The sequence below is a fragment of the Holospora elegans E1 genome (assembly GCF_000648275.1).
Lineage (GTDB): Bacteria > Pseudomonadota > Alphaproteobacteria > Holosporales > Holosporaceae > Holospora > Holospora undulata_A.
On the sequence record NZ_BAUP01000113.1, the window covers coordinates 1 to 13,073 of the forward strand.

Consider the following 13,073-nt stretch of genomic DNA (forward strand, 5'->3'; position numbering starts at 1 on the left):
AAATCTAATGTAAAAGAAAGATATTATTATCAATTTGTACGATAAGCAGCATAAATGTATTGATACCAATTTAAGAGTAATTAAATTATTGAATAAGGAGGGGAATGAAATTTGGTTTTTAACTAATTTATTTGATATGCCAGCTCTTGATGTAACAGAGCTTTATAAGAGGAGATGGGATATAGAAGTATTTTTTAAATTTATCAAATAAAATCTTGGATATAAGCATTTTTTGAGTCATTCTTTAAATGGTATGAAAGTGTATATTTATATGATTCTGATTACAGCTTTATTATTTTTAATATACAAGGCTAGAAAGAAACTACATGGCTTCAAAATTCCATTATTTCAATTTACATGAGATCTAGAGAAATCTTTTATTAAAACATTAATTATTATTTCAGGAGGGGATTTCAATGCTGTTAAACATTTATTTTGACATTTTCAACACTTATGGGGGTTAAGCTCTGATGAATATGGAGGAAGATAAAAAATAGTAATACTGTTAGGGATTTTTAAAGCCTTGGATATAGGAGTAATTTAACTTCTTGATGTCTTGATATTTTGTTCTCTTTCATGGTATAATACATCATAACCTAATATAATATTAAAATAGTTTAATAAATAATTACAAAAAGATTCTCGTGTTTTTCCTTTAAATTAAGCTTCAAAACGCTCATTCGTTAATAGAATGAATGGTTGACTTGCTACTCTTTATATTAAGACATTTTCTAGTTTTATTCGAATTGCCTTTGTGGGTAACTGACTATCGACTTTTAACTATTCCAAGATTTGATTTATTTGCGTAGCGTTAAGTTTGCTTTTCCTTTTGCGCTCTGCAGGTGCGTTAAGTCTTTCTATCGAACCATTTTTTATATGCTTGATCCACGAAGTCAGAGTTGTTCTGGTTATGTCGTAAATCTTTGCAACTCAACTAATGCCATGAGTCCTGGTTGCAATTACCGCTTCTAATTGACGTGATATTCGTGCATCTTTACTAATCTCCCTAAGCTGATAGTTGGCTTCTTCTGCGACCTGCTCGGTTAATAATTTTGATGAGGATGTCATTTTATTTAAGCTGTTTATTATACACCTATGATAACAGCTCCTTTTTTTAAAAGGCAATCATTATATTCTTATTTAGCAATGGGAATTGCCATAACATCGCTCTTGATTCCACGGAGTTGGGATGCTAAACCTGACTTGTCCGTGAAAGCAATGGTACCTCTTTCTTGTATTGATCAAGAAGATTTGGGGAAAATGCAGAGCGTTTTTCTGGATCATACTTAGGATACGTGAGATTTTTTTATAGGGGACTTTTTTGCGCTTGAGAGAATGCACACAGCTTTCACTCACGCCTAAGCCTTTAGCGCGTTCATACTTGTACGCCATCTGGACAGCCTTCAAGATCTTTTCTCAGTCTGTCTGTATCATTCTTTGTAGCAAGTTTATTATGTTTTTTTCGGGACCATGTTCTTACATCAGAATCGGATACTGGCTAAACTCACACAGAAACGTATCCTAGCCTTGGTCATACTCGGTTTTTCGTTTGCTCTCACCTTAAGGACTTTTTTACGAAAATAGGAAATAGGCAATAAGCGCTCTTTAATCAGATCGTTAAAGTTTAGCTCATCATAGTCATATTGTTGTAGGTTAGCTACATAATATGAATACTATAAAAATTCAAAGCAAAAAACTTGAAATGCCAAACTCATTTCGCCCTATTCAAATAGCATTTTTAGTCCTCCTAATTCAAAAACACTTAAAGGATTCACAGAAAATTTCGGATTTTCTAAACTCCCTTTTACAAAAAATTGACTAGAAATTATCCCTTTTTCTTGCCCCAATATATGCCCGATAACAGGAATATGTGAAAAAAATGTGTTAAAAAAGTAGGCAGGAACTACCCCGCCCTTTAAAAATAGCGTTTTTTTTCTAAAATTAATATTTCCCTGTAAGAAAGCTCCTAAATTGAGTCCTCTAGCAATGCCTTTGTTTAACTGTAGCACTCCTTTTTTATAAAAACATTTTACAGAAATCTCGGAAAAATCTAAAGAAGTGTGTAACAATTCCGTCAACGCACTGGGAGAAAGCAAACTCAATATTTTTGCTAACCTCAGTCCCTGAGTTGATACGTCTTGGCATACTATTTCTCCTCTATAGGCTCCATCGGGAGTTTGTTTTCCTATATATTCCCCAGATTCTCCAGAATTTGAAATAATTTTTATCCCTAGTAACCGAAATATCCCGGAAAGTCCTTTAAGCGTTAATCGTATTGATGAGTGATTTTTATTAGGTGTGGTGGAAAAATGAACTGCACTGGTTGCTTTTTCACTACGAATTAGACACCGTGCCTCACTTTTTAACCAATGATAATCATCTATGTCTAACGTGGAAAAGGACCCCTCAGGCTGCATCCAACTTAAAGTACCTCGTACCCCTTCTAATTGAGTTGTCTTGTCTATTTTTAGGGTCTTAATATTAAGATCTGCTTTTATTTTACGTTGCTTTGCTTGTATTTTTGGAAATTTTTCAAAAGTTTTGTCTAACCCATCTAATTTCACAGAAGAAAGATCCAAATATTTGCAAAAAAGTTTTATTTTTTGAAGATTTTTTTGAAGTTTTATAGAACCATTTACCGTCCCTGGTATGTGAAATTGAACCTCCCCCTTTATCCCTTCATTTAAAATAAATTTTCCTTTTCCATCTATGCTGCCTTTTGTATGAAAAGTTAATTCTTTCTTTTTTTCTAAAAACTCACATACTACTGTTAAAGGAGATTGGGGAGATTTTTTCCACAAAATCCAAGGAATTCTTATATCCACATCCTTCCCTTCAATGCGAGATATCATTTTTCCTTTCCCAGGAAAATACTCTAGATGGATTGGTAATAATTTTTTCTCAAAACAAGGATGAATCCATTTGGGAATCCATAAACAAGGATCTACCCAAACATCCATAGTAAATTTGTGCTGTTGAGAATTTTTAAAAATTCCTTTCCAAGTCCATAACACAGGATTATTATTCATCTTTCCTTTTCCATCGATAGAAATATCATGCTGAGTCCCTTTGATACTGATCAACCCTTCTTTGTAAGGTAGAAAGACTCCTAGAGCTTTTGCTTTGAACTGAGTTTCTTCAAGGCCGCTTTCGTAGTCCAAAATGATATCTTGCAATCGCAAATCTAACAAAAGAGGAAATCTCATTCTTAAATGCGTGTACGCTTTTCCTTTTGCATTTTGAATGGGAAGCGATTTTGTAATATTAAGGCGTTTGCAATCTAAAATTTTTAATACATCTGGTACAGAACCTTCTAATCTTAGCGCCAATATTAGCTTAGAGTCCTTAGAAAGATCTTGTATACGAACCTGTCCTGATTTGATTTGTTGCTTGGAAAAAAAGGCTTTTTCTACGTAAAAATTAAACTCATGTATATTGAATTCTCCTCTTGAATATAAATCACTTACTGCCGGAATTCCTGGAACAACGTCAAGATATCCTTTTTTCAAAAAAAAGCTTCCGTTAAGATTGTGTACTGTGTCTTGTGTTCCAGAAATTCTTCCTTTTAAATTTTCTACCGTACCAGACTTAAAATGAAGATCTACCCAATGTTTTGCGTTGCTCCCCCAGTTTTGATTCCACCAAAATGATAAAGCTTCCACTTTTAGTGATCCTAAACTTTTCCACTTTAAGGTCCAGTCATTATTATACTCTCCTTTAAGAAAGACAATAATATTTTCCATCCCTACAGTTCCTTTTAAACTGCAGTGTTGAGCATTTAATCTTCCAGAAAGTTCTCCTTTTTGCAAAAAGCGCTTTTTCCCCTCTACAAAAAATTTTTTCTTATCCCAAAAAACTTTAATACTTGTCTCAAGCTCATTAAAAAAAAGTTCTATAAACATAGGATGTTCAACTTTTCCAGGATATTCCAGTTGGTTTAGAAAATACCCTGTGCCGTTTACAAGTTTTGCGTGCAGATATCGCTTAATGGGAATATAAGACCAATGAATTTTTCCTAAAGGCGCTTCTATTTCTCCAGAAATTTTTTTGTGCAATCGTTCAGGTGTCCAAAAAAATGATTCCATCCGTGTTTGAAATATTCCATCCTTAAAGATTGAAACTCCTTGCGTAACAAAGCATTTTTCTACAAAAAAAATCTTTTGAAGAAGAAAAGCTGCAGAACTGTACAAAGATAATAAATTTGTATTTGCTTTTTTTTGTTGACTGTAGTCAATGTGAACATTTTTTAACCAAATTCCGTACAAAGGACGAGCTGATAAAAGTCGTAATTCAAAACACGCTTGAACAGCAGAAATAGCAATTTGATTGTCTTTCCACTGCAAATTAGAAAACGTAATACGTGGAGATTCTTTCCATTTCCATTCTATAGTGCTTTCCTTTGCACAAACTGGATACCCTGCCCTTTTCAACACAACCAACGCCCAATTTAATGAACGAGGGGTTGAAACATAATACCGAGCACCAACTGCAAACACTCCACTTAAAAAAATTAAGACAAAAATAAAACGCCATAATATTTCAATGCAAAAAAATATCGAACGTACACCGCACTTATGTCGTATCATAACCTTCCAAACAGGCATTGAAATAGCATTCCATACACCAATTACTTACCATAGCAACGCACATCAAGTACGTATCATAAGATAAATTCATCTGATTGATCAGCCATTGAGAAGCATAAAAGTTTCGTCTTTTTTGCCGCAAACACAGCGCCCAACGCGCATCTATTAATGCCTTTCTGTACTTGACTTCTATAAAAACCATGACAGACTTCTTAGAGCATACCAGATCTAACTCCCCAAAAGGGGTGCGAAGCCTTTGATAAATAGATTTGTATCCTTGGGATAAAAAATACTCTAAAACTTTTTGCTCTGCCTGAACCCCCTTTTTGTAACAAGAACCATCTAAATTCTCTTTTTTTCCTAAAAAAGACTGATCTTTCCCAAATACAACCCGTTGAACATATTCCAAATTAATACCCCTGTGAAAATCGCATACACTTCTATTTCTGTATGCGTGTTGTATTTTCGACTGCGTAATTTTGAGTATATCGATTGGCCGTACATAAGGCAACACAGGACATAAAAAACAAATTGTCCATAACATACGTATACGTGTGTATGGTGTTTAACGCCATACACTATTCCCCATACCCCTGTGCTGACCAAACTTCCAAAAAGAATTCCACTCCCTATTTGGGCAAAATTTTTAGTTGTAGAACTTTCTTGATCATGATAGATAACATAGTGTGCCCACTGTGTACACCCAAGATAGGCAAGTTTAAAAGAAACTGACGTATTAAAAAATCCCATCCATTGAATGCTAAGTATATGAATTAAAAATCTAGCGTATACATACTGATTTTTAAAAAATAGTATTCCTAAAAAGAATAGACTTGTCCCTTTCTGAATAACTCCATGCTTCCAAGAACAAGGGGGGGGGGCCAATATATATACAATTCCAGAAATCCATTGGATCCATTGGTAGTGTTCTGATGAGATTCTCCAATTAAAGCGCTTTGATTTTAATAGACAATAAGAACCAAAATTGTACATTCCTTCGCACACTAAGCTTGATATTTCTCTAGAAAATCCTGAACACGGAAGTGCGATGCCTAAAAAATGATATTTTTTAATATCTGTTCCATAAATTAAACTTAGATAGGTAGCACAAATTAAAGTCCACTGAAGATAAAAAGATGGCGTAATTTTTATCCCCGTAATAAAAATATACTGAACGAACATCATTCCTAAAGGAAATTTTTTTCTTTCTTTTATAATTTTTTTTTTATGAACCATCAGATGTATCATAAAAAATAGGTATAAAAAAATAAAAAAGCTATTGCAGGTAAGTACAGAAGAAAAAATCATCCAATATCCGCACCATATGCAAGAAAATCCACAAGTCCAAAGCGCCATTTTATAGTGTTGAGCAAAAACAAAAGACCGAGATGCCCATAAAAATCCATTCGTTAATGCCGGCAGTAAGATCATACTTAAATGAAAACTTGAATTTTTCAAAATAGCACTTGATAAAAAAATTTGTTCTTTTTTTATACCACAAAGGATGTAAATGGTCTTTTAATGAAAAAACTGTGGATAACTTTGTGTATATTATTTTTTTTTAATTTTTTATTTTTTCACAAAAGTATCCCCAAATTTTCCTAGAGTTTTCCACAGAAGAAAAAACGATAAAAGTTCAAGGAGAATATCTTCTTTTTTAGTTTTCCACACATTATCGCTTCCTTACTACAACAACTATCCCTTATATAGGATATTTGTAAAAACAATAAAACCTTGGATTTCTAACCCTAAAATGTTAGCAAAGTATAAAAAAGTTGCAACCGAAGAATAATGTATGTTATCCAATAAACATACGCTTCATTGTCTTTAATAAAATAAGACAAAACCAATAAGGAGTGTTATGAAATTTTTTAAAAAAAAGTCTTTAGAGAAAAAAACGGTTTCTGCATCGTTTTTAACTTCAGGGTATCCTTGTTCAATATTGGAACAAACGTTTGAAGAAATGGCAACAATAGGGTATCAAAATAATCCTATCGTTTACCGCTGTATTACGCTTATTGCTAGAAGCATTGCTTCAGTAAAAATTTTTTTAAAACAAAAAACATTGGAAAATAAGATTTTGCACCATCCTATTCTTTCTCTTTTAAACAATCCAAACCCTTTTCAAAGCTATGAGGCGTTTACAGAAATGGTCGTATCCCACTTGTTACTTTCGGGAAATGCATTTATTGAATACGTTGGAGATCTTCAAGGGTATGGAGAGTTGTACGTTTTGCGTCCTGATAGAGTACGAATAATTTGCAACGATCAAGGCGTTCCAGAAAATTACGAATACCGTATTGGAAATACTACGCATCAAGTTTCTATTGATCGGCTTACGGGACGATCTTGTATTGTTCACGTAAGTTTATTTAATCCTTTCGAAAGTCATTGGGGACAAAGCCCTCTAACAGCGGCAATGCCTTTAATTCAATTTCGAAATCAAGCTTTAGAACACAATTTATCTGTTCTAAAGCGAGGAGGAACTCCAAGTGGTATATTAACGGTAGATTCTCAATACGAGATGACAGAAGACCAAAAAGCTCAACTTAGAACTGATTTAGAAAATTTGTATGCAGGAAAAGATAATGCAGGACGTATTATGGTTTTAAGTAACGGGCTTCGATGGGAAAAAACAGGATTTTCTCCTCAAGAAATGGCTTTTTTAGAAGGCCAAGGAGAAGCAGCAAGAGGAATTGCCCAGCTGTTTGGTATTCCGCCAACATGTATTGGTATTCCAGGAGATGAGCGATTTGCAAACTATAAAGAAGCACGGGTCCATATGTGGGAAGAAACGTTAATTCCCATGGTCAACCTAATTCTTTCTACCTATCAAAAGTTACTGGGCATTCTTGATCAAAATGTGGAATTAACTTATTCAAAAGACGAAATTGATGCTCTGTCTGTTAAACGAGAAGCATTATGGGAACGTACAAATAATGCTGAATTTTTAACTATTAATGAAAAAAGGAAAATTATGGGATTTGCTCCTTTACCGGATGGGGATGTATTGGCCGCAGCCTAAAGATGACTTGAAATGACGTAAAACTCAAACTAATAGATAGGGAATTAGGAATAGATGAATGAATCATGGAGTGCAGCAGTACCTTTTTGCACAAAGAATTACCAAGGATTATTTTCCGGATATGCAAGCACCTATATTAAAGATGCTGCAGGAGATCAAATAATTCCTGGTGCTTTCCAAAAAACCTTATGGACATGGAAAACAAAAAAACGAAGATTTCCTCATATTTACTGGGAACATGACATGGAAGAGCCCATAGGAGTTTGTTTAGAGCTAAAAGAAGACTCTAAGGGATTATTTCTTCGAGGAAAATTAATTCAAGATTTTCTAAAAACAAAAGAAGTGATTCAAAGTATTTGTCAAGAAAAAAGAGGTATATCTATAGGATTTTTTGTTCAAAAATCTTATTTTATTCAAAACACTAGAAAGATTACTGAAATTTTTTTAAAAGAAATTTCTCTGGTACAGTTTCCTTGTAATGCAGGCGCACGAGTAGAAGAAATAAAAAGTGCGTCTCCCTTAAGTTGCCAAACAGCAACAAAAAAGCTTCAGCATGCTTTACATCGCTTAACTTTTTATACAAACTTTTAACTTTTTAACTTTTAAAAATACATTTTTTTATTTAATTAACTTTGTTTAATTTTAATTAGGGGGATACTATGTCTATTGAAAATACATTACAATCCGCATTAAACGAATTAGGTCAAGCATTTGAAGCATTTAAAGAAGTTAATGATGAAAGGTTAAAAGCTTTGGAAGACAAACTTCCTTTTGATGGGGTTCAGGAAGATAAATTACAAAGGCTTCAGCATGTAATGGATCAAGCTCAGGTCACAATGTTACAGATGCAAAATACCGTAAATCGCCGCCCTATCCTTGATATGCCTTCCACTGATTCTCAAGCACTGCAACACAAAAATGCATTTTTATCTTATGTGTGCAGCGGAAATACCCAAGCATTACGGCGCATGGAAAGCAAGGCACTAAATCATGTCACTGACTCAGAAGGTGGATTTTTGATGCCAAAATCCATGATAGAGACGTTGTATTCTAATTTAATTGAAGATTCTTTGCTTCGAAAATTACCCACAATGGTAGAAGTAAAAAAAGGAAGGGCCCTTGATATTATTTTAGACGAAAAACAGGGAGTTCCCGTTGTTTGGGGAGAAGAAAAATTAAAAGCTCCTTCTCTAGAGGACGTTGATTCATCGTTAAAAAAAATTCATATCCCCTTATGTACAATGTCTCAACGCCCCAAAGTTACACAGGCATTACTGGAAGAAGGAGTTGTCAATATTGAATCTTGGTTATTGGAAGAAGCTCGGTTAAAAATGATGGATGCTGAAAACCATGCATTTTTATACGGAGATCCTGATAAACATCAACCAGAAGGTGTTGTATTTAAAGCAAAATCTGGAGGAATTCCTAAAACGGTTTTAGATGGAGATTTCCCTTCTAGCCATGAACAAGCAGATAAAATTCTTTCAACGATTTTGAGTAAAGTTCCTACTTATTTTTTAAGAGATTCTGTGTGGATTGGATCTAAAGAAGTAATGCATTGGGCAAGAAGTATTAAAACTTCACAAGGCTATGTTTTTTGGGTTCCCACCAAGCTTCATGAAAAGCCTATTTTGATGGGATATGAATTTTTTGTTACCGATCTTATGGAGCAAGAAAAGTCAAGTGTTCCATTAATGTTTGGGAGTTTTAAACGGGGCTACCAAGGAATTTATAGAGAAGGAATTCGTTTAATTCGAGACCCTTTTACCTACAAACCTCATGTAGAGCTATACATGATGGCGTATATTGGCGGAGCCGTCATTCACCCTAAGGCATTTTCTGCATTGTATATTCAGTAATATAAATATACATCTATTAGTCATTAAAAGAGAAGATTAGATAAGGTATTAAAAAACATCTTATCAAACAATTTCAAAAAAGTATTTATTTAAAGCACTTATAACGTAGGCAGTGCTTTTTCACAAATTTTTAAACCAGCACCATCAGGAGACGCGCGGTGACGATTATTGTAATTCGTCCCAATCAAGGGACCCCTATTGACTTAACGGTATTAAAAAGTTTACTTCCATTGGGAAGCTACCCTTCTCAAGCAACGCTAGATAATTGGATTAACGTGGCCGTACAGTGGTTAGAAATGCGCTTGAATCAAGCGTTTTTGACTCAAGCTATTCAGGTTATCAGCAGAAACAATCGAATACCGCTTAGTCGCAGTCCGTTTGTTCGACTTACAAAGGTAGAAAAAAAAGGAAAATTATTAGAGCCCTCTCAGTACACATTAGAAAAAAATTCTTGTGGTATTGAGGAAGTTATTGTTCCTTTTCAATGGAAAAGTCCATCGATTACGGTAGAATACGAAGCAGGATACGGAAATACCTTTGAGGCTGTTCCCATTGTGTTTCGACAAGTTATTATGAACACGGTTAAACATTTGTGCGAAAATGGTGGAGATCCAAAAGGATTAAGTAAAAGTTTAGAACCGTGGCTTGCAGCAGGGCAACGGTCCTATCGATTATGGTGATAGGATATGCCTTCAGATCAACATGAAATATCTTTGAATTTTCAACAAAATTTTCTTTTCTATATGCAGCAACAGCTGGCCTTATTTAAAATTCCAGTATTTTTTCCTGATTTTCTAGCATCCCCCCCCTACATTCTTTTATCTTTAAAATCAGTTCACGAATTTTTTTAGGGGAAAAGCATGGTATCTCATAGAAGTTAATTTATTAAATAATTGTTATTCTGTAGAACTAGATCGTTCTATTCATCAAAAACTTTGTAATTTTAGCTTCGATCATATTATATTTTCTTATCCGTGTAATGAAGAAATGAAAAAAGTAAAAATTTATTTGGATTTGCCTTCCCGATCATATAAAGAAGGAAAACAAAACCATTCCACACTTTGGACTATCCCGGTGAATAGTTTTTGGATTACAGAATAATGGAGAAAAGCAATGGTATATTTTTTTTGGCTTTCCCATGAAAATGAAGCTTTTTCTTTTTCTGAGCATGGAAAGATTGATAGGAACATTATCTTTTTATCTTTCAGGCAAGAAGAAGAAAAGCCTGGGGAATTGATTTTACATCTTCCTCTAGATACTCCGGTGAAAGCTTACGGAGTATTAAGTTGGATGCCTAAAAATCAACAAAATGCGCGATGTTTATTTAAAGGATGCGTAGATCAAATCCACCAAGAAAATGGGATAACTGTTGTTCATCTAAAAGCGGTGCAAGACCATAATTCCTGGAATTGTCTTGCTCAGAATTTTCGCGCTAAAGAAACATTTTGCAATTATTTTTTTGATGATCAAGATATGCGTCCAGAAAGTGTACTGGCAGATCAGCTGCTTATTCCTTATTGGTGTCCAGTTTCTGGAAAGTGTAAAATTTCTCATATTACGAATTCTGAAAATATATTTCAAGCAAAAGGGGATATTCATATTACTCAGTACCGTCAAAATCCTGGAATTTCTCAAGTTAAAATTTCATTAAGTGCCCAATGGATTCAGCAAGTTCAGGGAATGATTGATGTATTTCCCTGGATTGAAAGAACTTTTCCTAATAAAAATGTTGCAACATACACACCAGACAGCCTAAAAAAAATATGGCCAAAACCTGGAACTCTTTTGGGGAACTCTGGATATCGCGTTGTGCATAGTGAATTAATATTTAATCAGAGAAAAAGTGAGTTTTTAAAACTTTCAACTTCCGATCGTATCGTACAAAGACATGTTTTCGACGGAAGTTTATGGTTGTTTTGGAACCTCAAGCAAAAGCGTAAAGAAAACATTCAAACCTTATGGACGTCCAGTGTTCCTGGAGAATCAACAGAACTGCACTGGAACTTAGGAGCCATTACTAGCGCTCAAGCTATCGACGGATGGAGTCCAAACCGAGCATATAAAAAGGGAGACTGTGTAAGATTTGGACAAAAAATTTTTGAGTGTTTATGCGATCATCATTCCTTTGTATTTAATGAAAAACTTCATTGGAAGCTTCATGATGAGCATACGCAGTTACTTTTTTCTGCGATACAAAGCTCATTTTTCTTAACGTGTTCTGGGAAAAAAGCTTTTGACTTTGCTCTTCAACGGGCTTACAAAATATGGTTAAAGGCAGCGCGGTGCTGTCATTTGGAACTCAAAGGAACCCTTGATAGTTTAGGAGGAATTAATTTAGATCATCAGGTTTGTATTGAGTACCCAAAAAATTGTATTTTTAGCGGAAAAGTCACTCAATATACATTAATTGCAGAGCAAGGAACGTGTACTATTACTATTGTGGTGTCGGGGCTTCATTCCAGTGCTTTTTTTTCTTCAGAAAATTCCAAAGCTTTTGATCACTCCTTTCCTTCTTGTGCTTATGCTGAAAACTATTCACCCCAATGGTATCAAGACCCAGAAAAAAAAGAAGGAAAAGAAGGATCTCAATATTTTGCATACGATCATGTGACACCTCAAGATAGTTACGCCCAAGGACAATTTTTTACAGGAAACCAATTGGTAGAGCGCATTGATGTTCTTGGGTCAGATAAAGATCAACTTTACAGTCTAGAATCGTTATCAAACGGTTCTTCAGAAAAGCCATTTTTGCGTCCAACAGCAATACGTATGCATTTTCGAAAATTAAAAGGATTAGATTCGCTTCAACATAAAATATTCGTACGAATGCTTCAAGGGTTAAGTGTAAAAATTTGAAACCTTTAACTAAAGATACTTTTTGTTAGAATCAGTAAATGATGGCTTTTAAAAGTCTCTAAAAAGAATTGTGTGTAAATTTTGTGAATGTTCGAATTGCTTTAAAAGAGCTTTCGTTCGAGGGGGGCAGCGGTACAAATGTAAAAAATGTGGAAAAAATTTCACGAGGTGTGCCCGAGAAAGACAAGTTCCAAGCTCTTTTTTTATACGCAAGAGGCCTTTCAATGAGCCGAATTGCTCAGCGTTTTGGTATCAGTGCGACCTCAGTTTTGAAGTGGACGGGCATCTTAATCAAATCTATGCGCCAAAGTTGCCCGCTCCCCAGAAGAAAAAGTTATTGTCATGGAAGTCGATAAATCTTGGCATTATTTAAAAAAAAGAGCAAAAAATCTGGATTTCTAAAGCTTGAATTTCAAAAGCCTAAGATCGTGCTGGAAAACGGCTGTTTAGTTCCAGCAAGAAGTGGTTAGGATTAGGTATAAAATATTCAAGATGAATTGTCCACTGATTTAGAATAAATTGCCAAGGAGTTTTTCCTTTGATAGCTTTGAGTCGTTTAGCAAAGTTGTAAGCCATCAGATAAGCATGCACATGCTGTTTTAGCTCAGCATGAGTATAGCCATACTCCCCCTCACTTTTTTGAAGGGTCTTTAAAAGATCCGAAAGACAGGCTATTTTATTAAAAATAAACAACAATGTTTAATGCAAATGAACCTCTCATCCTTAATAAATAAGATAACAAAACTA

11 protein-coding genes are annotated in these 13,073 nt (G+C 34.5%); 7 read left to right on the forward strand and 4 right to left on the reverse strand.

Annotated elements, in window-relative coordinates; translation table 11 throughout:
- Nucleotides 1-34: 34 nt before the first annotated feature.
- The gene (locus HE1_RS07425; RefSeq protein WP_162531268.1) at nt 35-211 is read left to right on the forward strand and encodes a transposase; all 177 of its coding nucleotides are present in this window, start codon (nt 35-37) and stop codon (nt 209-211) included.
- A gap of 1,510 nt (nt 212-1,721) precedes the next feature.
- On the opposite strand, the gene HE1_RS04580 is transcribed toward HE1_RS07425, so the two are convergent.
- Genes HE1_RS04580 through HE1_RS09045 form a run of 3 tightly spaced genes read right to left on the reverse strand, consistent with a single transcriptional unit; the run spans nt 1,722 to nt 6,044 of the window.
- Nucleotides 1,722-4,604, reverse strand: a complete 2,883-nt coding sequence (locus HE1_RS04580; RefSeq protein WP_084491074.1) for a YhdP family protein — start codon at nt 4,602-4,604, stop codon at nt 1,722-1,724.
- Nucleotides 4,573-4,995: a YraN family protein gene (locus HE1_RS04585; RefSeq protein WP_035545228.1), complete on the reverse strand. Its 423-nt coding sequence runs from the start codon at nt 4,993-4,995 to the stop codon at nt 4,573-4,575. Before HE1_RS04585 ends, HE1_RS04580 begins: the two co-directional genes overlap by 32 nt.
- Complete coding sequence (locus HE1_RS09045; RefSeq protein ID WP_035545229.1) at nt 4,947-6,044, reverse strand: hypothetical protein; 1,098 nt, start codon at nt 6,042-6,044, stop codon at nt 4,947-4,949. Before HE1_RS09045 ends, HE1_RS04585 begins: the two co-directional genes overlap by 49 nt.
- Before the next feature lie 403 nt (nt 6,045-6,447).
- Between HE1_RS09045 and HE1_RS04595 the strand changes: the two genes are divergently transcribed.
- From HE1_RS04595 to HE1_RS04620, 6 genes are all read left to right on the forward strand, one after another.
- Nucleotides 6,448-7,611: a phage portal protein gene (locus tag HE1_RS04595; protein WP_006299510.1), complete on the forward strand. Its 1,164-nt coding sequence runs from the start codon at nt 6,448-6,450 to the stop codon at nt 7,609-7,611.
- 54 nt (nt 7,612-7,665) lie between these two features.
- A complete protein-coding gene (locus HE1_RS04600) occupies nt 7,666-8,202 on the forward strand; it encodes an HK97 family phage prohead protease (RefSeq protein WP_006299508.1) in 537 nt (178 codons plus the stop codon).
- Nucleotides 8,203-8,270: 68 nt separating this feature from the next.
- Nucleotides 8,271-9,470 (forward strand): phage major capsid protein, encoded by a 1,200-nt coding sequence (locus HE1_RS04605; protein WP_006299506.1) that lies wholly within the window; start codon nt 8,271-8,273, stop codon nt 9,468-9,470.
- A gap of 158 nt (nt 9,471-9,628) precedes the next feature.
- Nucleotides 9,629-10,150: a head-tail connector protein gene (locus HE1_RS04610; RefSeq protein ID WP_006299504.1), complete on the forward strand. Its 522-nt coding sequence runs from the start codon at nt 9,629-9,631 to the stop codon at nt 10,148-10,150.
- Nucleotides 10,151-10,583: 433 nt separating this feature from the next.
- Nucleotides 10,584-12,326 carry a hypothetical protein gene (locus HE1_RS04615; RefSeq protein WP_006299500.1) on the forward strand — a complete coding sequence of 581 codons (1,743 nt, stop codon included), beginning with the start codon at nt 10,584-10,586 and terminating at the stop codon, nt 12,324-12,326.
- Nucleotides 12,327-12,409: 83 nt separating this feature from the next.
- Nucleotides 12,410-12,682: a helix-turn-helix domain-containing protein gene (locus HE1_RS04620; RefSeq protein WP_035545232.1), complete on the forward strand. Its 273-nt coding sequence runs from the start codon at nt 12,410-12,412 to the stop codon at nt 12,680-12,682.
- A gap of 64 nt (nt 12,683-12,746) precedes the next feature.
- Here HE1_RS04620 and HE1_RS09050 read toward each other — a convergent pair whose 3' ends face one another.
- A complete protein-coding gene (locus tag HE1_RS09050; protein WP_206537245.1) occupies nt 12,747-13,019 on the reverse strand; it encodes a hypothetical protein in 273 nt (90 codons plus the stop codon).
- Nucleotides 13,020-13,073: the final 54 nt, after the last annotated feature.

Coding starts and splice junctions, on each gene's coding strand:
- HE1_RS04600 (WP_006299508.1), top strand. CDS start 7,666: ATGAATGAATCATGGAGTGCAGCAGTACCTTTTTGCACAAAGAATTAC.
- HE1_RS04615 (WP_006299500.1), top strand. CDS start 10,584: ATGGTATATTTTTTTTGGCTTTCCCATGAAAATGAAGCTTTTTCTTTT.
- HE1_RS04605 (WP_006299506.1), top strand. CDS start 8,271: ATGTCTATTGAAAATACATTACAATCCGCATTAAACGAATTAGGTCAA.
- HE1_RS04580 (WP_084491074.1), bottom strand. CDS start 4,604: ATGCCTGTTTGGAAGGTTATGATACGACATAAGTGCGGTGTACGTTCG.
- HE1_RS04595 (WP_006299510.1), top strand. CDS start 6,448: ATGAAATTTTTTAAAAAAAAGTCTTTAGAGAAAAAAACGGTTTCTGCA.